20 protein-coding genes and 2 pseudogenes are annotated in these 22,332 nt (G+C 43.2%); 17 read left to right on the top strand and 5 right to left on the bottom strand.

The features are described 5' to 3' along the window. Positions 1–25 precede the first annotated feature (25 nt). From LQZ07_RS08350 to LQZ07_RS08310, 9 genes and pseudogenes are all read left to right on the top strand, one after another. Positions 26–553: a glycine cleavage system protein R gene (locus LQZ07_RS08350; protein ID WP_152779670.1), complete on the top strand. Its 528-nt coding sequence runs from the start codon at positions 26–28 to the stop codon at positions 551–553. A gap of 24 nt (positions 554–577) precedes the next feature. Next, a pseudogene (bcp, locus tag LQZ07_RS08345) lies at positions 578–910 on the top strand (thioredoxin-dependent thiol peroxidase); the annotation flags it as partial. 91 nt (positions 911–1,001) lie between these two features. Next, positions 1,002–2,405, top strand: coding sequence for a tyrosine-type recombinase/integrase (locus LQZ07_RS08340; RefSeq protein WP_249483600.1), 1,404 nt, complete (start codon positions 1,002–1,004; stop codon positions 2,403–2,405). After that, positions 2,405–4,732: a hypothetical protein gene (locus LQZ07_RS08335; protein WP_152779672.1), complete on the top strand. Its 2,328-nt coding sequence runs from the start codon at positions 2,405–2,407 to the stop codon at positions 4,730–4,732. Before LQZ07_RS08340 ends, LQZ07_RS08335 begins: the two co-directional genes overlap by 1 nt. A 14-nt stretch (positions 4,733–4,746) precedes the next feature. After that, on the top strand, positions 4,747–5,151 hold the full coding sequence (locus LQZ07_RS08330) for a hypothetical protein (protein WP_227981093.1): 405 nt from the start codon (positions 4,747–4,749) through the stop codon (positions 5,149–5,151). Positions 5,152–5,177: 26 nt separating this feature from the next. After that, a complete protein-coding gene (locus tag LQZ07_RS08325) occupies positions 5,178–6,941 on the top strand; it encodes a tyrosine-type recombinase/integrase (protein WP_227981095.1) in 1,764 nt (587 codons plus the stop codon). Then, on the top strand, positions 6,941–7,444 hold the full coding sequence (locus LQZ07_RS08320) for a bacterioferritin comigratory protein (protein ID WP_152779674.1): 504 nt from the start codon (positions 6,941–6,943) through the stop codon (positions 7,442–7,444). The genes LQZ07_RS08325 and LQZ07_RS08320 overlap by 1 nt, the downstream gene beginning before the upstream one ends. A 163-nt stretch (positions 7,445–7,607) precedes the next feature. Further along, the gene (bcp, locus tag LQZ07_RS08315) at positions 7,608–8,072 is read left to right on the top strand and encodes a thioredoxin-dependent thiol peroxidase (RefSeq protein WP_152779676.1); all 465 of its coding nucleotides are present in this window, start codon (positions 7,608–7,610) and stop codon (positions 8,070–8,072) included. A gap of 39 nt (positions 8,073–8,111) precedes the next feature. After that, positions 8,112–8,768, top strand: a complete 657-nt coding sequence (locus LQZ07_RS08310; RefSeq protein WP_152779678.1) for a recombinase family protein — start codon at positions 8,112–8,114, stop codon at positions 8,766–8,768. 263 nt (positions 8,769–9,031) lie between these two features. Here the strand turns inward: LQZ07_RS08310 and LQZ07_RS08305 are convergent, their stop codons facing one another. Next, positions 9,032–9,298 (bottom strand): helix-turn-helix domain-containing protein, encoded by a 267-nt coding sequence (locus LQZ07_RS08305; protein ID WP_249483598.1) that lies wholly within the window; start codon positions 9,296–9,298, stop codon positions 9,032–9,034. Positions 9,299–9,557: 259 nt separating this feature from the next. Between LQZ07_RS08305 and LQZ07_RS08300 the strand changes: the two genes are divergently transcribed. The 6 genes from LQZ07_RS08300 (at position 9,558) to LQZ07_RS08275 (ending at position 15,708) form a co-directional block, all read left to right on the top strand. Further along, on the top strand, positions 9,558–10,094 hold the full coding sequence (locus LQZ07_RS08300; RefSeq protein WP_152779682.1) for a hypothetical protein: 537 nt from the start codon (positions 9,558–9,560) through the stop codon (positions 10,092–10,094). Further along, positions 10,094–10,579: a DEAD/DEAH box helicase gene (locus LQZ07_RS08295; RefSeq protein WP_152780747.1), complete on the top strand. Its 486-nt coding sequence runs from the start codon at positions 10,094–10,096 to the stop codon at positions 10,577–10,579. Before LQZ07_RS08300 ends, LQZ07_RS08295 begins: the two co-directional genes overlap by 1 nt. Positions 10,580–10,892: 313 nt before the next feature. Continuing rightward, positions 10,893–11,627 (top strand): helix-hairpin-helix domain-containing protein, encoded by a 735-nt coding sequence (locus LQZ07_RS08290; protein ID WP_152779684.1) that lies wholly within the window; start codon positions 10,893–10,895, stop codon positions 11,625–11,627. A gap of 393 nt (positions 11,628–12,020) precedes the next feature. Beyond that, a complete protein-coding gene (locus LQZ07_RS08285; protein WP_152779686.1) occupies positions 12,021–13,163 on the top strand; it encodes a sugar diacid recognition domain-containing protein in 1,143 nt (380 codons plus the stop codon). Positions 13,164–13,299: 136 nt separating this feature from the next. Next, positions 13,300–14,565, top strand: a complete 1,266-nt coding sequence (locus tag LQZ07_RS08280; RefSeq protein ID WP_152779688.1) for a GntP family permease — start codon at positions 13,300–13,302, stop codon at positions 14,563–14,565. A 9-nt stretch (positions 14,566–14,574) separates the two neighbouring features. Next, positions 14,575–15,708, top strand: coding sequence for a glycerate kinase (locus LQZ07_RS08275; RefSeq protein WP_152779690.1), 1,134 nt, complete (start codon positions 14,575–14,577; stop codon positions 15,706–15,708). Between the two features lie 294 nt (positions 15,709–16,002). Here LQZ07_RS08275 and LQZ07_RS08270 read toward each other — a convergent pair whose 3' ends face one another. From LQZ07_RS08270 to LQZ07_RS08260, 3 genes and pseudogenes are all read right to left on the bottom strand, one after another. Further along, positions 16,003–16,815 (bottom strand): hypothetical protein, encoded by an 813-nt coding sequence (locus tag LQZ07_RS08270; RefSeq protein ID WP_152779692.1) that lies wholly within the window; start codon positions 16,813–16,815, stop codon positions 16,003–16,005. Further along, positions 16,815–18,020, bottom strand: coding sequence for a hypothetical protein (locus LQZ07_RS08265; protein ID WP_152779694.1), 1,206 nt, complete (start codon positions 18,018–18,020; stop codon positions 16,815–16,817). The genes LQZ07_RS08270 and LQZ07_RS08265 overlap by 1 nt, the downstream gene beginning before the upstream one ends. Positions 18,021–18,428: 408 nt before the next feature. Then, positions 18,429–19,596: pseudogene (locus tag LQZ07_RS08260) on the bottom strand (IS4 family transposase). 182 nt (positions 19,597–19,778) lie between these two features. On the opposite strand from LQZ07_RS08260, the gene LQZ07_RS08255 reads away from it, so the two are divergent. Both LQZ07_RS08255 and LQZ07_RS08250 read left to right on the top strand, forming a co-directional pair. After that, a complete protein-coding gene (locus LQZ07_RS08255; RefSeq protein ID WP_152779696.1) occupies positions 19,779–20,246 on the top strand; it encodes a hypothetical protein in 468 nt (155 codons plus the stop codon). 147 nt (positions 20,247–20,393) lie between these two features. Further along, on the top strand, positions 20,394–20,924 hold the full coding sequence (locus LQZ07_RS08250) for a hypothetical protein (RefSeq protein ID WP_152779698.1): 531 nt from the start codon (positions 20,394–20,396) through the stop codon (positions 20,922–20,924). 379 nt (positions 20,925–21,303) lie between these two features. On the opposite strand, the gene LQZ07_RS08240 is transcribed toward LQZ07_RS08250, so the two are convergent. Continuing rightward, a complete protein-coding gene (locus LQZ07_RS08240; protein WP_152779700.1) occupies positions 21,304–22,329 on the bottom strand; it encodes an IS110 family transposase in 1,026 nt (341 codons plus the stop codon). Between the last annotated feature and the right edge of the window lie 3 nt (positions 22,330–22,332).

Here is a 22,332-nt window from a genome sequence, read left to right as displayed (position 1 = left end):
TCTAGCTAAATATGTAAAATGGAATATGAGTCAACATCTTGTGGTCACCGCTGTTGGCAGTAATCGGCCAGGCATCGTCAATCAATTAACTCAACTGGTTTCTAGCTGCGGCTGTAACATTGTAGATAGCCGAATGGCACTCTTTGGTTCTGAGTTTACCTTAATCATGCTAGTGGCAGGTACTCATAATGCCATTATTCAAATAGAGACTCGATTACCCGCAACCGCGCAAGAACTGCAACTGCTAACGGTAATGAAAAAAACCTCACGCCACGAATTGTTCGATTACTCACATGCCGCCGTTTTGCAATTAACTTTGCCTGATGCAACCGGGGTGATTAGCAAAGTGACCCAATTTATCAGCGATCATCAAATGAATATGGTGAGCTTAAAATCGAACCTGTTCACCAAAAATAATATTGAGATGTTACACGCTGAATTTGACGTGAAGCTAAACCAAACCCATCAACCAGAACAAATTGAACAGGCGTTTGCACACCTATGCCAAGAGTTAGGCAGCGAGCAGTTCGATTTACAAATTTTGTCAAATTAAGTACCACTATAAAGGACACCTTTAATGAACACATTGACGGCCGGAGCTGCAGCTCCGCAATTTGATTTGCCAAACCAAGATGAAAAACGCATTAAACTTAGCGACTACGCAGGTAAAAAAGTATTGGTGTATTTTTACCCTAAAGCCTTAACACCGGGTTGTACCACCCAAGCTTGTGGCTTGCGTGACAGCATTGATCAGCTCAAAGATGCAAACACTGTAGTATTTGGGGTAAGCCCAGACCCAGTAAAACGCCTACCTAAATTTATAGAAAAACATCATCTTAACTTTGATTTACTGTCTGACGAAGATCATGCAGTTGCCGACCAATTCGGAGTTTGGGGTTTGAAGAAGTTTAACCTTAGAAAAAAAGAATGACAGAAAACCTTGATGTATTTTTATGACAAATCTATCTTTGATATGTGGGTAGCATATCGAGGATTGCTTTGTGATAGAAACGTACAAAGAAAAATGTTCTGATATTTATGATGACTACCGACTTCTTTCTGTCGAAGTCGATACATTAGCAAAGCTAAGAATCTCTACAAATACCGATACTGAATCAGGGGAAGTGACATACTCTCCCGACCTATCTCGTTCCAATCTAAAATCACGCTTAAAGAAAACCGATATCATCGTTGCCCCTGACGGTAGAGTGGTTTATCCACAGTCTCTTTACCTAGTATCTAAATTGCGTGGTGAAGCGGCTGTAAAAGACACAGGTTCAATCGCAAAAGGTTTACTAGTTTTCACTCGTTATTTGGATTCGACTCACCACTCTCAAGTTGATGAAGATGGTCATGAAATACCATGTGAACACCTAACGTATAAAACCCTATCGAAGTACGAAGAAGAAGGTGCTCCCTGGCGATTTTCTGAGTTCCTGCTTGCTAACTGCAATAATATTGAAGGGGCTAATGGCAATGAAGCTTTTAGTTTATCTACTGCTCGAACCTATATGGGTGTCGTGATTGGATTTTATAAGTGGATGCAGAAATACGGCTACATCAAAAATAACGATGAGAATATCGTTACTCATTACACAGTAGAAACAGTGCATCAAGAGTTAAACCAACACGATATGCTGGCTCACACAAAATCTGGCTCTCAGCGTACTTATGAAACTTCCAACATCATGAAGATGTTTCCTAAAAAACAAAATACGCCTGCTCACAAAAAACTCAAGCCCATGCACCCGGAGCATAAAGCCTTATTTAATGAGCATATAAAGTCACTCCCAAAGACGACAAAACTCATATTTCAGTTATGTGTCGAAGCAGGGCTTCGAATAGATGAAGCTATTCACTTCCCCGCTCACGACATCGGAAACGCTGACTACAGTGATTTAGATGCTGTGCCAGTCAAAATTAATCGTACAAAAGGCAGTAAACCTCGCACCGTAGAAATCCCAATTGAATTGTACGAAGAGCTAGAGATACACAAAGAAAGTCACGCGCAATTTAAAAACCTAAAAAAGCGCAATGAGCTTATTCAGGCAGGCAGCGAAATGGATACCGTTGAGTACCTATTTCTCTCAAACAAAGGTGTGCCTTACTCAGCCAATACATTAGAAACGCACTTTTCAAACCTTAGAAAGCAGATTCGCGAAGTGGACTCTTCTTGGTATTACCGAATTCATGATTTACGTTCTACCTTTGCTACTCACTGGCTTTGGGAGGAATCAAAAGGGCGAAATGTTAGCTATGACTACCTTATGGGTGACTTAGCAGAATTGATGGGACACGCCAGTACATCGACCACTGAAAAGTACATTCAGTACATGAATAAGCTGGACGACCAAATCAACACGGCTAAAGCCAAAAACCGCAAAATAAACAGAGGTTGGTCGTAATGGCGAAAAGTAAAATCGCAAAACAGTCCAAAGCCGTCAAGCATGTGCGGAACAACCAAAATGTTATTCCTCTGAATCTTAATATTCCTTATAAACAGCGTATTTTAACTCAAGTAAAGCAATTCGATGTTTCTCATCTATTGCATTTTGGGGCTAACAAAGAAAACGAAAATATAAGTAGCCGAACCTTATTTATCAGGTCTTTTTGCAAAAAAGCTCATCAATATGTCAGCAATGGCAAGTCAGCACGAACCGTCACAACATGCTACGAGAACTTCCGCGCCTACCTCGTTTTTTGTGATGCGCTGAATGTTGACCCATTCACCGAAAGTGGTTATTTGAAGTATGCTGGCAACGATGGTGAGTTAAGGCATCGTATCAAGATGCTTAACCCTTCAAAACGCCTATGGGAATACAATCATGGGGATGAGTTAGGCATTAAAGAATCGAGTGTTGTAGGACTACTTTCATCCCTTCGCACTGCGCTTGAATGGTGCGGCTTACCTGTTTCCGATTGGGCTAGGAATCACCGAGCATTTGGAGGAGAACAAACGCCGTTCAAAGGGTACTCAGATGAGGAAGAAAAGCTTCTGGTCACACGATTAGAGGTATTATTTTTCACTCTTGCGCCACAGCTCATTGCCGCTAAAGAAAACAATACCCCTCTACCAGAAACCATGCCTTTTATCATAAGCCTTGGCTTGCATGAGGAAACAATCCAAATTCCGACATCATTAGAAGCACGAGCTGGGATACCAAACAAAAGGGGCATTGCTGTAAATGCTGGCGCGGCCTTTAACCTTACGATGGGTGCCGCCTATCACTTAATGTGCTTTTTTACCTCACTGAACGACAGCAACATTCGTCAAATCGCCCACCCAATTGACGTTAAAACAGGAGCACGAGATAAGAGTCTGCAAGTAGTCAAGATTTCAAGCTATAAGCCTCGCTCCAGTAGTGGTGTCGATGCTCTGTTGGTGGGTGAGCCGTTTGACGTTGATAAACGCGATGGCGTGAAGCTCATAAAGTTATTAGAGCGCTTATCCAAGCTATACGGCAGTGGTGAAGATGGTTCTGAGTTAATTTTTACCCTTAATAATCACGATGTAGCCGATGATCATTTTAATTTGGGAGAACTAAATAAACATCTCGTTAGCCAACTGCACCTGCTATCGCCCTATCGGGTTGGTAGCCTACCTTGGTTTAAAGAGCTGTTTTACGCCTACCGAAATCAACAAGCCATCACGTTAAAGAAGGTCGTGAATAATTTAGGTCGCACGGTTGCTTATAAAGAAATACAAACGCTCTCCAAAGCCAAGGCAACACAAGGGGCAACCAACAGTGCCTACTGCATTTTATCTTGTTACACAGACCTGCCGCTTAAAGGGATTTCACTTCCGCTCACCTACTCCGAAAGTGATACCGATGGCAATGTTATCGTTTCTTTTTACTATAGAAATGGTGACGTGGGATGCTTCAAAGCCCCTGCTTCTGATTTAACACTTATCAAAGATATAGAACTATATGCAAAAGAAAAAGCAGACAAACAGCCTAAAAAATACGAACGGCTGCTTTTAGCTAGAACTAAATCTGATGTTCCTTCTGGTTGGGAAGGCATTAGCCCTATTTCAGCAAGCCTCATGAAGAAATGGTCTGTTGAATCCAACCATTACTATCTCTCTCTTTCATCAAGTCGCTGGCGAGAAATGAACAGCAACCAAGCCTTTACCAAAGGAGGCATTCAAGCCGTTCAAAGCTTGCTCCAAAACAAGCGAGAAACAATAGAGAGAAGTTACATAAACGGGCTTTCATCACTTAATAAAGTCATTCTATCTCAAGGTGTCGAAGTCATCGAAAATCTCTTTAACAATAATTTAAAACAAGCAAAAGACACTGTGGCTAAAAGGCGCGGTATTCCGGTGCTGACATACGAGGAAGGTGAGAAAAAGCGTAAAACTAACCCCAACGGAATAGCTTGCGATGGGAAACAAGTCATTATGGATGGTAATAATACACAACGTGAAACCAACTATGCGATAGGTTTAGACTTACCTTGCGCCGAGTTTGATATGTGTCACAAATGCCAATCTGCCAAAGCGGTAGATGAAGTTGACGCCGTTTATAAACTTATTTCATTCATCGATGTTCTTAAGGAGGGGGTTGACATGTTCCCTGATTCGAAAGGAGATGTTCTAAAAAAAATCGAGCAGTTTGAGTATACGCTAGATGGGGTAAGTGACGATGTATTCGATGAAGCGATGAAAAAATTTAATACTCAAGGTCGTCACCCAAGAGTATCCATCGACCATGCAATTTTATCCCTATAGTTACGAAGGCTCACATGATAAAACTCTCTGACCTAGAGCTCCAAAACAAGCTTCTTAAAGCGCAACAAAACGTTGGTGCTCATACAAATTACTTAATAGATGTATTAAAGCCAGCGATTGAACGCGGCGATTGGGATGAACTCGAAGGTCTTGATATAGGCTTTACGGTGACTGGTAAATCATTAGGAAAAATTGGCGATGATGAGGCTTGGAGAAACCTACACCCTTATATTGAGCCGCAAGTAAAGAAAACCCATACCCTAGATTTAACGAACGATGATAAAGTGATTGAGCGAAACTTAAAGAATGAGTTTAAAACTCTCTTACTTAAAATGATGTGGCTTTCACCTCATGATCATTCCTTTGGCACTCTTTATAACTCGCTAACTAGCCTAAAAAAATCATCAACCCGCTTTTAAATGAAGGACTTAACACGCTGTCTGCGTTGAACTTTGACAAACTCGAAGCCTGGGTGCTGACAGGCTTTACCGATATCGACTTTGAAAGAGCGAATATTTACAACGGGTTAAATCGCCTTTATTTAGAAGCCAAAGGCTTGCCATTTGAGGTTAACCTTAATAAAAAACTTTACGCCTCTGATTTTGGCTTAACCCTTAGAGAAGCTAAACAACATACCGTCATTCCACAAAGACTCTACTATACGGGGCTTCAAAAGTCGGAAGAGGTGATCAATGAAGCTTACTCTCTTCGTCATGAACTAGGGCAACTAGCAGATTACATTGCAACTTACCATGAAAGAGCCAATGTTGGTTATGCTCGGTATCTGGTCAGTGATGACGCTAGAAAAGGAAACTGTGGTATTACATGGTACTTAGGTAAGACAGGTGAAGAAACTAAAAAACGCACCATTGCTTTTCAACAAGCCTTCACAGCACTTCACTCCCCAATTGAAGAAGAGACACTGGCTCTCGTACACCTTCATAAACCAGAGATAGTTAGTGCTCATTTAGATAAATTCCATTCAGATCGCAAGCTAACGATTGGGCTGTGGACAGTCACCAATCTAACGCAGGCTCAAATGCTTTTTAAAAAGCTTAACGGTGCCTGCCTATGGGGATTAATGGCTCGAACAGGAATGAGAGGCGATGAGGTGTATAATCTGAACACCGCTAAAGGCTGTGCGGATGACATAATCGACCGCCAGAATATTTACGTTATCCATGCCAACCTATCAAAGACAGCCAAAGGCTCTCAATCAATACAAGAAGAGTTTGTTACAACTGAAATTGGTATGAAAGCTTATGAAGTCCTTCAAGCGCTGCATACGCCACTTAGAAAGAGACACCCTAGATCACAATCCTTCTTCCATAAAACAAGAGGGGGTTTCAGTGAGTTAGGCATATCTTCAATAGGAAAACACTCTCACGGTTGGTTCACCGACGCGATGGGTGAAGAGATTGCACTAACCAATGAAGACCTAATTGACCTAAAAGTATCTGACCCCAATTTATCGTTTGAATTGGGTAGCAATTACGAATTTACGCCACACCAACTTCGCCGCTCTTTTGCTTACTACTTAATTGGTTACGAGCTTTGTAACTTCCCACAACTCAAACAACAGTTCAGTCATGTGTCTATGGCAATGACACGGCATTACGCTAAAAATGCTAGTAAGTTTCAAAAAATCAGGCGCAAGAAAAAGACACTTGCGAACGAAATTGATGAAGAACGAATCAACCAAAAAGCTCATGTCTATTTGAGTATCTATGCGAAATTGGCAAACAAGGAAAGAGTTGCAGGCGGTAAAGGCAAAGAGTTTGCTAAAAATATGACCAAAACAGACCGTAACTTATTCACAGACAAGGTGGATAATGACATGCTTTCTCTTAATTTCTGGAAAAAGCAAATTCGAAATAAAAAACGACACCTTCATGCGGTTGCACCAGGGATATATTGCACTTCGACCACTTGTGGCTTAAGAACGCTTGTCAACCTCATTGAATGCGTAGATTGCAAGAATGACTACATCGTGGATGCCGTATTTGCTGAAGCAAAACGTAAAGAAGCTGAAATTCACATGCTTTATGATATTGAGAATAATGAACTCACCCCTCAAACTGCCTCTGAATCTTACATTAAAATTCAAGCGGCTGAACGAATTATGGGTGATTTAGGTATCGACTATGAGCCTGTCGTTTTTCCTAATGAAGTTAGGGAGTTACTCATCCCATTTGGAGTTGTTTCATAATGTCACAGACAACAAAAAAGAAGCTAATTGACGCATTAGAAAGGCTGCTGAGCGGTGATGTAGCAAAGTTAACATCGAGAGAGCTGCGTAATAAAGCGCGAAAAGGCAAACTCAAAATCAACAACAGTAGTGTTGAAAAAGAAGCTGGGCTTTCTGCTGGCGCACTCAGAAGGCACAACGATGTCGTTCTGATGATAAAAAACAAATCATTAGAAGTACAAGTTGCTCAAGATGAGAATACAGATTCCCCTATTGCGGTGCTTCAAAAAGAAATAAAGGCGCTCAAAGGTGAACGAACGCAAGCCAATAAGAAGAAAAAAGAATATTACGACGAGGCTCAAGGCCATAAGGAGGCATTGGCTACTCAAGCAGCCATTCATGTAAAAGTAGTTCAAGAGCTTATGGATATTCTGCATGAGAGTCAGCGAGAAAAAGCTATGGATAAAATCGTCTCGACTCGTTTAGACAATGTGGTTGCACACCAATTTAGAAAACCAAAGTAGTTAGCACTGCCATTCAAGCTTGTCCTGCTTGGAGTAATCACTAGACAGGACACTGGGTTATCGATAAAAATGTACACTCTAACGTAATAAAAATGCTCTAAAAAGGACGTAGCGAATAACGCTACGCCACACACCACTAATTGAGAAAGTAAGGATTAGACCGATGGCAATAGAAGCTGGACAAACTGCACCAGATTTTACCCTGATTGACCAAGACAATAACCCTGTGACGCTATCTGAGCTTCAAGGAAAGAAGGTGCTGCTGTACTTCTACCCACGAGCTTCAACACCCGGATGTACCGTTCAGGCTCAAGGTCTGCGTGATACTAAAGCTGAACTAGATACTCACAATGTTGTTGTGCTTGGTATTAGCCCTGACGCCCCAAAAAAGCTGACGAACTTTATCAACAAGCAAGAGCTTAACTTCACTCTACTAGCTGATGAAGAACACGAAGTTTGTGAGAAGTACGGTGTTTGGCAACTCAAGAAGTTCATGGGCCGTGAAAATATGGGCGTTGTAAGAACAAGCTTCCTAATTGATGAGTCTGGCAAACTTGAGCATGTGTTTAACAAGTTTAAGACCAAAGATCACCATGAAGTTGTACTGGACTACCTAAACAGCAAATAACCGTTCATGTTCAATTAACTTGGCAACTTGGGGGCAGGCATGATTGGCTACATTCGAGTATCAGATTCACAAAGAGCCGATGGCGAATCGCAAAGAGAAGCTATCAAGGCGTACGCCGCTATACGTGGAATACAAATATCGGACTGGATCGAAGAACATGTTTCTGCCACCAAGACAGAGCTGCGTGAGCGAAAGTTATCTTCGCTCATCGCCTCACAACAAAGCATCATTGTATCGGATATCACTCGACTGGGTCGCCACAAGGTTATGGAGTTGGTCGGCGCTATCGGCCAGATAGCCTCCTACGGTGAACTGCATTTGGCATACAGTGACACCATCATTAACTCAGAAAACGTTGATAACGCTGAAATCATTTTTACCGTTATTGGGCAGTCCTTTACCAGCGCAGTAGAGGCTCAGAAACGCTCTGAGCGAGCTAAAGCGGGTCATGCCAAACGCAAGGCCAAAGGACTACCATCTGGCCGCCAGAAGGGACATAAGGTTAAATCCAAGCTTGATGAGCATACAGCGTTCATATTGAATATGCTTGATTCTGACAAGTCAAAGGCTGAGATTTTAAGGAAGCTTAGTGACAAAGGGGTACAAGTATCTCGAAGTCGTTTCTACTCTTGGCTGGAAGACCGTGGCCTGCATAACAAGAAGGCAGAGTTTCAGGCAGACATGTTCAATGAGTAGCCAACTCGATGCTGAGCTAGCCCTTGAGCATACTTGGCTAGCTCACTTTTTCCCCAATTATCATTTTCGGCCCAAATTTTAGTGGCCGTAGACAGTGAGGATTTTCCCCAATACAGCTCATGTAACGACAATGTGGTTCATGCAGGAGTATTGAATTTTTATGTTTATAAAGTTGCTTCGGGGCATAAATGAGTAAGTGTAACCAGTCAGAACAGATCGCACCTTGCGAAGTAAAGTGACAGATTGAGTCCGGAACAATCCACTTAAGTCGAATCCAAGTCTTTTTTTAGATTCTCTATTAATACGTCTTTTTTTGCATCACTGAGTGCTTCGAGCAAACATACTAGTTGAGCACTTTTTTCTGACTCACAAAAGAAGTAGGCCACCGGCACACCTAGCTCGTCGGCCATTCGCTTTAAGGTTGTGTAATCAGGAGTATGCTTCCCTTTCTCGTAGTGATTCATCCGAGCACTAGCTGTTCCTGGTTCCATACCGAGCTTAATGCCAAGCGCCTTTTGACTGATACCCATAGCGGTTCTAGCCTGCTTAAGCCTAAGTGGTAGCGGAGTTGTAATTTTATCGGCCAAAGTGATGTCATTGATGATCCTAAGATAACTAAGATTGTCTTAGTTTTCTAACATAAGGTATACTAAGGAATCCTTAGCTTTTTGCTTCAGATTGTCAAGAGCTATGCGTTTTTAAACAAAGGAACGCTGTAATCCCTGATGTTGGTCATTGAGCGTTTAGTAAGTATTTCAAGAAAAGTAATTTGGTTGATGTGAGTTATCCATGGTTCGTATAGATAGTGTGTTGTACAAAACGTTAATAGATGAGAAGTTTCAGCAGTTTACAGTTAGCCAGCTAAAAACGGCCTACCAAGAGGTATACAAAGAAGAAACGAACAAAAATGCGAGCCAAATGGTCCACCGTACTTTACGCCGTTTGATAGCCAATGAATTGCTGACTAAACAGCATGATGATGGAAAACATGTTTATCTAAAGACCCCTAAGTTTAGCTCCAAATTATTGAGTCCTAGCAAGCCCCAAAAAGAGGCTAAATCAGCTGTTCAGCCACTTATAGAAAGTGGGCTCAATCATAAAACTTCAGCGCAACTTGATGCTTTACAGTCAACCTTGAATCAATATCAAGTCAACTTACTAAGTAGCATTGGAGAGGCTGAGGAGTTTAAGCGTTTATGTGATTCAATACCGCAAGCTAGAGCAAGGCTATATCCTCGCTATATGACGGCACGCAATCACAGCTCTACGTTAACAGGAAAAATAAAGGCACTGGAAGCAGGAATAACAGAGCTGAAATCACTGTGATGCCGCTACGCCAATGGCAATCAGAATGCATTGAACACGCACTAAAGCTCTACACCCAACAAAATCCCTTTATGTGCTTAGCCACGCCAGGGGCAGGAAAAACCGTAATGGCGGCAGAGTTGGCTCGCCATTTACTAGAAGCTGGTAAAATTGACTTTGTGCTGTGTTTTTCACCATCAACGGAAGTGAATGAAGGCATTAGAGCTACTTTTTCAAAACGCTTAAACAAACGATTTGACGGCTTAATCGGTGCGGTAGGTAACGCTTACACATACCAATCTATGTCTTCGCTTGATAGTGATTTTTGGCAGTTACTTAACACTCACAGGGTTATGGTGATGATGGATGAGGTGCATCTTTTGCTAAGAGTCACATTTGTGGCAAAAAATTATCAAATATCTATATGGCTTTTTCTGTTTGTTTCCAGTGAGTGTCTTATCACAAGTTTCTGCACCGTTTCTGACTTCTTACCCATTCAACTATGAAAAGGTGCTTTATGTCGGAGGTGATATAGTTTGATCGAAACATTAAAGATTGTTATGAATCCCTAAAGGTGTAACACCCATTGTAATGGTTAATATCTAAGATTATGTGGGTGAACTGAAAGAAAGCATGGTTCTTATAGGAACTGTGTTTTCTTTGCTGATTAGGATCGGATAGGGGTGATACTGGCAAACTCATTTCTGCCCCGAAACTTGTTGCATCTCCTTGCCGCCCCATATATGCAGAAAGTCATTTGACCCAGTTTTTGTTATGCATGTAAGGTGTAAGCTCAATCGAAAAAGCACTGGGTAGGAAATGGGTATACTTGATTTTATTTTTGGTAAGAAGACCACCAAGCAAAAGGGTCTGTGTGAGCCTGAACAAAATCAAGCAGAGAATACGCAAGCACCTCAGCAATATATGGATATGGCGAGTCAAAACGCTGACGTGGTTGAAGGCATGGAATTTATTGCAACCTGTCAACTAAGAACACCTATTGCGATATTAAAGAAACACGGAGAAGTTTATGTTGGAGAAGGTATGCCTCCGGCATATGGCACACCTCAAGATGGCGTTTGGGTTCCAAAGCTAAATAGTAGCTTTGACTTTTTAGATGAGGGAAACACTACTGCATCAGATGCTGGTCAAGTTAACGCTGGCGAGTATATCGATTATGCCGTAGGGCTTTTGAGTATTTTTGAATCTGATATTTCTATTACAGATAAGATGGATAAAGCATTAGCGTATTCTGGAAATAATGGATCCAAAAAACAAATTGAAAGAAAAATTCTCGCTTATTATTGCGAAAAAAATATTGCGGATGTAATGGCTCGCTTTGTGTCTGAATCAGAGCGTATTGAGTTTTATTTCGATAAAGCTAACAGATTAACGCTAGTCAGTGGCGTGAACAAAAAAGCAGCTTCGGCATTAGAGGCTTCAGGAATTTATACTATTAAAGAGCTGTCTAATATGACTGAAAGTGATTTGGTTAAAATCAATGGCATTGGTAAGGTGAGCGCTCAGAAAATAATTTCTCATTTATCTAGCTAGAATTGTACACCCCTAGGTGTAGTAGCTTGTACTAAATCTTACACATTCGCTGTTAAGTCACGACTAGATTGTACAATCAGCCTGCTGGTATCGTAACTCACAACTGCCCCATTATTAGCTTCGCCAAAAAATCCACATTTACAGGTGAGTAGATTTTGACCAAATATAACTAATCTGCCCCCCATAAATCACAAAGTATGAAAAATGGTTTTCATAGTGCTGTTCTTGATTCAATTGGGTACGATTAATTTTGCTCTGTATGCGTCACGAAAGCATATCGCCTTGAGCATGTGCCCAAAATATCCCTTAAAACCTTTTAGGGCAAAAAATAAGGTTCAGTTGTGATATGTTAGCCATGGTTAATAGACAGCCTGATTCCTTGAGCCTAAAGAAATGCAGCTAAACAGCTTAATTGCACGACAGATTGTAGAACGAGCGACAAAAATCATTCAGTTTCCAGTGAACGTTATGGGCGAAGATGGACTCATCATCGGTTCGAGTGACCCATCACGTTTACACCGTACTCATGAAGGGGCACTTCTCGCCATTCACGATAATCGTACTGTCGAGATCAACGACACGATTGCAAGTACACTGATTGGTGTGAAAAAGGGCATCAATCTGCCGATTCTTTACCAAGAGAGCGTCATTGGTGTAGTAGGAATTTCCGGTGAGCCCGATGAAGTCAGAAACTACGGTGAGTTGGTGAAAATGACCGCTGAATTGATTGTCGAACAGGCCGCATTAATGGCCCAAATTCAGTGGAACAAGCGTCACCGAGAAGAGCTATTACTGCAATTGATACAAGGCTCGACACTCAATGAAAATCAGCTGTTATCTATTGCAGAAAGGCTAGATTTAGACTTAGCTCAGCCTCGTATAGCCGCAATCGTTAAAGTGATTCCTAAGCAGGGGCAGCCCCTAACACTGGAACATTTGCAAAAGTTAGTTCACCTACTGGAGAACCCAGAGCGCGACAACATTGTTGGTATTGTCTCGGTATCCAACAACGAGGTGGTGGTGTTAAAGCCCGTCACCTTAGTGGATAACACATGGAATAAAACCGAAGAGCGCAAGCGAGCAAAGCGATTGATCAAGCGTCTTGCCGAAGAAAACGACTTTTCTGTGGTGGTTGCGTTAGGTGAGTACTTTCCAGGGTTGGTTGGCCTCTCCCGCTCATATGAAACCGCTAAAGCGACTCTAGCGTGTGCGAAAGGGAACAAAGAACCGATTTTATTCTATCAAGAGCATAAACTTTCAGTGTTGATTGATAGTTTGCTGCAAGATGAATGGCGACGTGAACAGATCACATCACCACTTGAAAAACTGCGAGAGCAAGATTCTAAAGGTGTGTTGATTAAGACCCTAAAAGTGTTTTTTGATCAAAATTGCGACTTAGCTCAAACTTGTGCGGCACTACATGTACACCGAAATACGCTGCGTTACAGGTTAGACAAAATAGAAGAGTTTACCTCTTTAAAATTCAGTAGCTTAGATCATAAGGTTCAGCTCTATCTTGCCTTAAAATGTTTGTAAGAAGAGTGACTCATTTGTGCGTGTGCACAAAAAATCACTAGTGTAGCTGCAATAAATTTGTTGTTTCGCATAAAGCATTATTCATGGACTGGTTTTACTCTTCAGTCAGTCCACAGAAATAATCGGAATAACAACAATGATAGAAGTCTCTACCCTTGGAGCCTTGACGGCGTTAGTTGTCGCGATTGCTCTCATACTTAAAAAAGTGCCGCCTGCTTACGGCATGATCATCGGTGCCTTAATCGGTGGTGTCGTCGGCGGTGTCTCTTTAACAGACACCGTGACGCTAATGATAGGCGGTGCTCAAGGTATTGTCACAGCCGTCCTACGTATTCTAGCTGCTGGTGTTTTAGCCGGTGTGCTGATTGAATCGGGTGCTGCAACATCGATTGCAGAAACCATAGTGAAAAAAGTCGGTGAAACGCGAGCGCTGCTTGCCCTTGCGATCGCCACCATGATTTTGACCGCAGTAGGCGTTTTTGTCGACGTTGCAGTCATTACTGTTGCGCCAATTGCTCTTGCGATTGCTCGCCGTGCTGATATCTCTAAAACCGCTATTTTGCTTGCCATGGTTGGCGGTGGTAAAGCGGGTAACGTGATGTCTCCAAACCCGAATGCGATTGCTGCCGCGGATGCGTTTAACGTACCTCTGACTTCGGTTATGGCGGCAGGTGTTATCCCAGGTTTATGTGGTTTGATCTTCGCTTACTTTATTGCGAAAAAGCTGGTTAACAAAGGCAGCAAAGTGGATGCGTGTGAAGTGGTTGAAGTTGACCACTCAAGACTGCCGGCATTCAAAGCTGCGATTGTGGCTCCGCTTGTGGCGATTGCACTGCTCTCTTTACGCCCAATTGCAGGCATTAACGTTGACCCATTGATTGCTCTGCCGCTAGGTGGTCTTATCGGCGCTGTAGTGATGGGCCGCTTTGCGGATACCAACCATTTTGCAGTTGCTGGCCTTAGCCGCATGGCACCAGTCGCAGTCATGCTTCTAGGTACAGGTACTTTGGCGGGCATTGTTGCTAACTCTGGCCTGAAAGATGGTTTGATTGATGTACTCACTGCTTCTGGCTTGCCTTCGTTCTTACTTGCGCCAATTTCAGGTGCAATGATGGCATTGGCCACGGCTTCAACAACGGCAGGTACTGCGGTGGCATCAAGCGTGTTTAGCGGCACTATTTTAGAACTTGGCGTTCCAGCACTCGCCGGCGCAGCCATGATTCACTCAGGTGCAACGGTTCTAGATCACATGCCTCATGGTAGCTTCTTCCATGCAACGGGTGGTGCGGTTCACATGGACATTCGTGAGCGTCTAAAGCTGATTCCTTACGAGTCTGCGGTTGGTCTAATGATTGCGTTCGTCTCTACCATGATGTTCGGCGTATTTGGTTTATTTGTTTAAGGATTCAAAATGAAAATTGTAATTGCTCCTGATTCGTATAAAGAAAGCCAGACTGCGATGGAAGTCGCGACAGCAATTGAAAATGGCTTTAAAGAAGTTTTGCCAAATGCGGAATATGTAAAATTGCCAATGGCTGATGGTGGTGAAGGCACGGTTCAATCTCTTGTCGATGCGACGGGTGGCAGAATTGTCACGGCAACGGTAACGGGTCCGTTAGGTCAAGCCGTAGAAGGTTTTTACGGCCTACTGGGTGACGGTTCAACTGCGGTTATTGAGATGGCTGCGGCATCGGGTCTTCATCTTGTTGAGCCAGAAAAGCGTAACCCGTTGCTGACCACAACTTACGGCACTGGCGAGCTAGTTAAAGAGGCACTAAAAGCTGGTGTGAAGCATCTTATCGTGGGTATTGGTGGCAGTGCGACCAATGATGGCGGTATTGGTATGGCGCAAGCGTTAGGTGCTCGTTTACTTGATAGCAACGGCGCTGAGCTTGGTTACGGCGGTGGTGAGCTGTCTAAACTGACTTCCATTGACCTATCAGGTCTGGATGAACGCCTTGCTAGTATCCACCTAGAAGTTGCTTGTGATGTTGATAATCCTCTTTGTGGCCCTAAAGGCGCTTCCCACGTGTTTGGTCCACAGAAAGGGGCAACGCCAGAAATGGTTGAACAACTTGATGCCAACTTAGCCCACTATGCCAACATCATTCGTCAAACCAACGGCAAAGAGGTCATAGACCAAGCAGGCGCAGGTGCTGCGGGTGGTTTAGGGGCAGCACTACTTGGGCTGTTTGATGCAAGCCTTCGTCCTGGTATCAGTATTGTGATGGATGCGGTTAACCTGGCTGAAGTCCTCAAAGATGCTGACCTTGTCATCACAGGTGAAGGTCGCATTGATAGCCAAACTATCCATGGTAAAACGCCGATCGGTGTGGCGCGCACTGCGAAGCAGTACAACCTGCCCGTAATTGGTATCGCGGGAAGCACAGCGCAAGATTGTCGAGTGGTGCATGACCATGGCTTAGATGCCGTCTTCAGTGTGGTTTTGGGCGCGACAGATTTACCGACAGCCTTAAAAGAAGCGGCATTCAACGTAGAGATGACGTCACGTAATGTGGCTGCCGCTCTAGCGATGCGTTTCTAATTAGTCATCCCAACCATGATGTAACGGCCGCTTAAACAGCGGCCTTTTTTACTTTGCCATACCTCAAGTTATTCATGAATTGCTAATGTTCAACTTTCTGAAAATGATAATTGTCCATTAATCAGTTATAAATACAGTGTAGCACTGAATACCACAGCGAAGGATGTTGTCTAGTAACCATTAAATAGGGTTTAGGAACATTGGCGGTTTCAAGACTATTCTAGTATGTGTAGGCCAAATAAGACTATTAGCTGAGTGTTAAAAACAACATTTTTTTCTGACATTATTTGATTACTAGCCTTCCAATACATCACGTTGTTCTGGCAGTAATTCGCCAATGCTCATTTCAGATAAAATACGCTCCTCAGCAACCAATGCAGCTTGGCGTACTTTTCCTGAAGCCGTTTCTAAATCATGACGAAAACGCAGCCATAGATAATACTCCTTATGAATAGGCAGGCAGTAAACTCTGTCTATCTGGCTTCTCCCCTGACCCTCTACATAAAAAGCAAAACGTCTTCCAGCGATTTCTTTAACCTCTGGATTGACAGACGGGTAGCCGTGTACATTGATGGTGTCTTCGATATGGGCCTCTAGTGACTCAAACTGACATTTGTTACGAGGATAGCGCTTTATGCATTTTCGCTGTAGTTCGGCATTGTAACCCTGAAGATCCTCGTTTTTCTCGTCTGGTTCTGCCCAAAAGTGTGAGTCCCTAATGTGTGCCTCTAGTTGCCCAAGGTGCGTTAAGTCATAGGCATCAAAAGTCTCATTGGCTGGCAGCTGCTTTATTGCAGCTTTAAAACTCAATTTACCTACAGAGTTATCGATACTTGGGATGGGTAAAGGGATGGTATTGCCGTAGTACCATATCTTCGTTATTAAATGCACATAAAAGTGCTGAAGGTGTTGCGTAACATGACTTGCAAACCAGTCGGGGTCATTGATGGCGTAAATAGGCTGGCGAGGCTGGTCTAAACCAGAGTAGATAGTTGTTGGTAAATTAAGCTGTAGCACTTGCTCACCGATGACAAATGATAATAGCTGCGCCTGCTTGAAATCTGGCCCCCAGCGGTAGCCTTGGTAAAGGTTTTTAATCAATCCCACTAGCTAGTCCCTGTATGCTTTATAATGTAATTATCGACGATGGAGAGGTGCTTTGTATTGCCGAGTATTTGTAGTTGAGTACGGTAGGTTTCTATGCCTAAGTAAGGTAAAGAATGCGGACTGGCCCCGGCACTTTCTCCAAAGGTTAACCCTAAAAACTGCATACTACGTTTTAAACCACTGGCGGACGTATCTACACGCCCCGCAAGGTTAGGAACCAAATCAAAGGGGTTGTTGCGTACGTTGTTGATGTGCATACCCAATTTGCTCGCGGTTCGTTTAACGCGCTCTAGCTTAGCACCAGAGCCATGAATAGCGACCTGTTGCTTGTTTAAGGAGTGGCAGCCACGCTTTATTAACTCTTCAAGGGCAGCGCAAAATATAATGGTGCCTTGGCTGTGTACTGTCCACTTCACCGCCTTACCTTGTTGTTGACACTGACGCAGCACTGCTGCCAACTGTTGAGCATTGTGAGATTTTCGACCCAAGCGTTTATCAAAGGCGCACTCTACTAAATCTAACAGTACGCCGTCAGTAGGATTATGCACTAAGGTATATTCTTGTACTTTGTCGGCAGGGTAAGCGGCTTGGCTGTGTACTCCCATTAACCATGCAGCTTTTCCAAAGTCATTGAGCATACCGTTTACTGCGGCATGAGCAGTGCTGACTTGATGGCTAGCATCGTCATCAACTACCCAATGAGTGGCAAATTCATCAATTTCACCTTCACTTTTGGCGCTATCATAAGGGCGATATTTTGTATTCCGTACGTGATACAGCATTGGCCGTTGCCATGCTGGCTTGATAAACCCTTTACGTTGCGATTGATTGCGTCCATGTAAAAGATAATCATAGAGAATGTCTTCTATCACCACTTCGCCATCCGTGCTTTGCTTGTACTTAATTAAGTAGTGGTAGTTTCTAAAAGGGTAGCGGCTTCGATATAAGAACGTAAAAGGGTTACGAGAATGCTTTACGCTACTGGCCGACTTGGGGTTCTTAGTAATGTGGTAGATTTCTTTCATCACTTGCTGTTGGTCGTAGCGATTAAGGCTGGCCAACATAACGACTGCTTGTTGATATAAACAAACGGCGCCTCGCTTAAATAAAGAAGGGTCTAAGCCATAGTCTAGTGCGCAATTGGTGCGGCCATCAAATTTAAGGTGCTTAAAAGCGGAGGTCTTGCCCGTGTACTTCCAAGTCATACTGGTACATCACTGTCTGTTACTTTTGTGACTGAAAATTAACAGTTTTCATTATAGAAATCCATGTTAATTGATAGTTTTAATATTTTCTATGTGAGAAAAAGCGAGTGGTTTCGAACGGTTTATGTGATTAAAGGTTATTGTTCATAGCCTGACTAAATCACCACCTTTGACTCTTTCAATGCAGCGGTAAACGGTCAAGCTTTAGCCTCCACATTTGTTGATACAACATAAAAAATAGTAGTTCCCGAGTAAGCTTTATCGTCCGTCGACAGCTGACTCTCTCATACTTTTAGATGGCTACGATATTTTAACTTATCTGTCTTCACGAACATTGGCTTGTTCTCCTTCATCGATAATTTTAGCCAAGCCTTTTTGCGCCGCTTATGGCGGCGCTGGAGGATCCCCTCATAAATCTTTGATCCCCGAAGAGTGAGCTAACCAGCGAAACGCGTTAATCGCCCAGCGTATTCGCTGTTCTGTTATCACATATTCTGGCCTTCGCCGTACTTCTTTTCCTAACCTGACTACCGATAAAACCGCCCGTTTACGGATGGTATTGGCCTGAAAGTGTCGTTGCCATCCAACCTGTTGTGCCACTAACCCTAACCACCATAAAATGATGTCTGCCAGCATTGCTATCAGCAGTAGTACGTCATATCGCGCGGACATCGTGAACGGCTATGGCGCAAACCAAAGCCATATTGTGGGCTCTTTAAGTCTCGGAAGGTTTCTTCTATTTGCATCCGTTTGGCATACATTTTTACCACTTGCGTAGCGGTAAACAGTTCTGGTGGTAGGTTTGTGGCCAGAACCCAAGGTTCTTTAGCGGAGCGATGATATAGCTTCTTCGCTGAATGGTTATTGCCTGAGCGGCGGGAGCGTTTATCTTTACGGTGCTTATCGTTAGATTTAAACCGTATAAGTGACAAGGCATGGGCTTCTTGCGGGCAATTTGCACCGCGCCGATATAACGTGGTTTATTATTCGCTGAAGCATAAAGCGTTTTAGTCAGCGCCCATTGGTCATTGAGCTGATAACAGACCTCGCCACGTAGCCTACCCAACCAATACCAGCCGTAAGAGGCCACTTCCCTAAACCAGGTATTGCGATACCCCGCATCCGTCACTATCAATGGGGTGCAGCCTACTGGTAACACACTGGCTAGTTCGGATAGGAACTGATTATGACTACGAGGTGCATTGTAATCTTTGAACTCGAAGGTGCGTTCATACAAGGTAATGGAGCGCCCTTTAATAGAGACTGATGCTCGCAAGGTCATCATCCGCAATTGCTTACGTACATCCGCCCAATCGACCAAGACCACAGGCATGGGATTAGCCCCGCAAATTTGTCGAGCATGCCATTGATATATGGCTAAACGTTCGCTATTTAAATGATGATTACCGAGCAAACGGTCCATGCGTTTAATGCCGTGTTTGGGTGAGGTACGGCTGGTGATATTCCGCCCTAGCTCGGTGAGAGACAATTTATCGCCATCTAATAGTGATGTTGTTGCAACCATCAGAGAGTTAAAGCGTTTTTTGTGAATATTGGGGCACAGCTCAATAAGCATTTGGTGTAGAACATTGATTTTCGCGCATCCCGACTGCCTCCGTGCAGGTTTGATAGGATTTGTTTTTGGCGAAATTAATTAGATCAAACAACGGGGTGTGCGTCTACTTATATGAATTCCCAAGGGATTATGAGGGGATTCGCTAGAGCAAGGCGTTAAGTGTCTTCTAGGATCAACGAACCATGGAAAAATTAAAAAGTTTAGCTAGTTCTGCGTTTGGAATAGCAATTTTTATTGCGGTTTTATCGCTTCCCTTGATCTTTATCATGGGGGCTGCGTGGGCATCTAAAAATCTATTGCAACCTCTAATCCTTATTGGGTGGGTATTACTAGCTCTTGATATTGTTATTCTATTACCGCTCTCTCTATTTTCCTCGCTAAGAGGCTATACTGGTACGGGCATATATATTTCTTCATTCGTATTTGGTTTAGTGGCCTGGCTGCTTGGTTTTGTTTTGGCATATACAATATGGGGAGTTTGGGCAGTTGTTATCGGTATTCTGTTTATGGGCGGTGGTGTCGTTCCCATAGCGTTAGCTGCAACGGCTTTTGGTGGGTATTGGGATCCATTTTTCAGTCTGTTGGTAATTTCAATACTTACCTTTGTTTCACGTTTCGTGGGATTGCTAATTGCTGAACCTAAGTATTAAATTTGTGCACACTTAACAAGTGTATCAATTTGACCATCAACCCTGCGTTTTTTTGCGTATGGCTTCGCCACTTTACGCAAAAACACTCCGGCTTGCCGGCAAATTATACAAACGTTATGTTTTTGAGCAAAATTTCGAGGAAATCAGATGGAAGAAATCCCTGTTAGTACCCTTAAAGTCTTTGGTACTCAGTCAATGCTACTGAATGAGATATCAAGGTGTATAAAATTTGCTCGTAAAATGGACGGGCTTGAGTCTTCTGCTGATAGGTTTGTGAAAAGCTCACTTCTTAAACAAGCTATAGTTGTTTGGTATCAAGTGTTTGGGTCTAGAGGCGAAGATTGTCACTGGTCTCAAGTGGTAGGGAAACAAAACATAATAAAGCCATTTAGTCGTGATTCAATATTGGGATCACTAGAAACTGATTTAGCTGAGTGGTCATCTTATCACGAAGACATGAAGCGGCTCAGAGACAAGTTTATAGCTCACTTTGACATGGATACAGAAGCAGATTATTTCCCAAGTATGGATTTTGCTTTATCAGTGACCGAAGCATATCGTGATTGGCTTTATGCACTATTTACTGAGTACCAAAAGTCTTTTCCTGTTAGGGCGGGCTTTTTTGATACAGATGAGTTCAACGCACTGATTGAACGCGAGTGGGAAGAAAAAACATAACAAACTGTTTAAGAGTGATTCGCAACGTGTGGCATTTTTACTGTGCGTTGTGTTTAGTGTTTAAGGTGGTATACGGAAGCAGCGGTACTGCGTTGCTCACACCTTAACAGGGCTACATGGATTCCCCCGGCTGTCAAACATCCGCTAAACTTAAGTTGATGGGTTTTGGACTGCCGCTCTACATTCGGCCTATTTATCGACGGTTCGCATACGTCGTGGCCCTGATGACTTTGCGCGACTGCGGTGCCTTATTCGTTAGATGACATCTAGTGTGTCCGCCGCATTAACAGGCTCTCCGCAAGTGGTCTTAACCTATCTCCATCATTAGCGCCTGCAATGACCCGGTGGGGTTAACTCTTTTTGCTGCTTGGGCTGCTATTTAAGCTGCATAGTTTTCATACTCTGTTTGATTGTGTAAAAGCGACCATATTATTCGAGCGTTTTTTGCCGCGAGAGCCACGATCGCTCGATTCATTCCTCGCCGTTCTAGAACGCCTCTACACCATTGATTTAGTCTATCTTGCTTATCGCCAAGGTTGGCAATCACAGTTCTTGCGCCGTGGACTAATAGCGTTCTTAAGTATTTGTCACCGTGTTTAGTGATCCGGCCTAACCGAGGTTTTCCAGCTGTAGAATATTGTTTCGGAACCAAACCTAACCAAGCAGAGAAGTCGCGGCTTTTGTCAAACTGAGATCCATTTCCTATTGAAGCGAGTATCGCTGTAGCGGTTTGAGGTCCAATGCCTCGAACCTTCATTACTCGTTGAACATTGTCACTGACCTTAGCAAATGATTCGAAGATTTGTTCTGTATCGGTAATACGTTGATTCAATTCGTCCAGGTGGTGATACGCATCAGCGATCACTGTTCTCGCAAGGTACGGCAGTTCGTTTTCTGCATCTTCTAGCATTAACGGGACGTGCTTCATCAATGAAGACCGACGAACCGGTATGACTAACCCAAACTCAGAAAGCAAGGCACGCATGCGGTTCATAAGCGCCGTACGCTCGCGAACCCAATGCTCTCTCATCCTATGCACAGACAATATGGCTTGTTGCTCTGGTGATTTAACGGGTATGAAGCGAGTTGAAGGGCGCTGGACTACTTCGCATATAGCGACGGCGTCATTCAGGTCGTTCTTACCTTTAGTTCGATATGGGATCACATATTTAACGGCCATAATACGGGTATCGTGTCCCATTTTATTGAGTGTTCGTGCCCAATAATGTGCACCACCACACGCTTCAACACCTATACGCATGAGTGGCATATTTGATAAGGTAGTCAGTAGTTTAGAGCGGGTTACTGATTTATGAAGAATGACCTTACCATTTTGGTCAACAGCATGAAGACTAAAGTGGTTTTTAGCTAAGTCGATACCGCAGAAATATGAATAATCAGACATGGT

This window comes from Agarivorans sp. B2Z047, from assembly GCF_023373605.1.
GTDB classification, from domain to species: domain Bacteria; phylum Pseudomonadota; class Gammaproteobacteria; order Enterobacterales; family Celerinatantimonadaceae; genus Agarivorans; species Agarivorans albus.
This window is presented reverse-complemented; position numbering and strand designations above follow the sequence as displayed.

Coding starts and splice junctions, on each gene's coding strand:
- LQZ07_RS08350 (WP_152779670.1), top strand. CDS start 26: ATGAGTCAACATCTTGTGGTCACCGCTGTTGGCAGTAATCGGCCAGGC.
- LQZ07_RS08320 (WP_152779674.1), top strand. CDS start 6,941: ATGTCACAGACAACAAAAAAGAAGCTAATTGACGCATTAGAAAGGCTG.
- LQZ07_RS08300 (WP_152779682.1), top strand. CDS start 9,558: ATGGTTCGTATAGATAGTGTGTTGTACAAAACGTTAATAGATGAGAAG.
- LQZ07_RS08310 (WP_152779678.1), top strand. CDS start 8,112: ATGATTGGCTACATTCGAGTATCAGATTCACAAAGAGCCGATGGCGAA.
- LQZ07_RS08335 (WP_152779672.1), top strand. CDS start 2,405: ATGGCGAAAAGTAAAATCGCAAAACAGTCCAAAGCCGTCAAGCATGTG.
- bcp (WP_152779676.1), top strand. CDS start 7,608: ATGGCAATAGAAGCTGGACAAACTGCACCAGATTTTACCCTGATTGAC.
- LQZ07_RS08275 (WP_152779690.1), top strand. CDS start 14,575: ATGAAAATTGTAATTGCTCCTGATTCGTATAAAGAAAGCCAGACTGCG.
- LQZ07_RS08250 (WP_152779698.1), top strand. CDS start 20,394: ATGGAAGAAATCCCTGTTAGTACCCTTAAAGTCTTTGGTACTCAGTCA.
- LQZ07_RS08290 (WP_152779684.1), top strand. CDS start 10,893: ATGGGTATACTTGATTTTATTTTTGGTAAGAAGACCACCAAGCAAAAG.
- LQZ07_RS08280 (WP_152779688.1), top strand. CDS start 13,300: ATGATAGAAGTCTCTACCCTTGGAGCCTTGACGGCGTTAGTTGTCGCG.
- LQZ07_RS08255 (WP_152779696.1), top strand. CDS start 19,779: ATGGAAAAATTAAAAAGTTTAGCTAGTTCTGCGTTTGGAATAGCAATT.
- LQZ07_RS08305 (WP_249483598.1), bottom strand. CDS start 9,298: ATGGGTATCAGTCAAAAGGCGCTTGGCATTAAGCTCGGTATGGAACCA.
- LQZ07_RS08265 (WP_152779694.1), bottom strand. CDS start 18,020: ATGACTTGGAAGTACACGGGCAAGACCTCCGCTTTTAAGCACCTTAAA.
- LQZ07_RS08285 (WP_152779686.1), top strand. CDS start 12,021: ATGCAGCTAAACAGCTTAATTGCACGACAGATTGTAGAACGAGCGACA.
- LQZ07_RS08330 (WP_227981093.1), top strand. CDS start 4,747: ATGATAAAACTCTCTGACCTAGAGCTCCAAAACAAGCTTCTTAAAGCG.
- LQZ07_RS08295 (WP_152780747.1), top strand. CDS start 10,094: ATGCCGCTACGCCAATGGCAATCAGAATGCATTGAACACGCACTAAAG.
- LQZ07_RS08240 (WP_152779700.1), bottom strand. CDS start 22,329: ATGTCTGATTATTCATATTTCTGCGGTATCGACTTAGCTAAAAACCAC.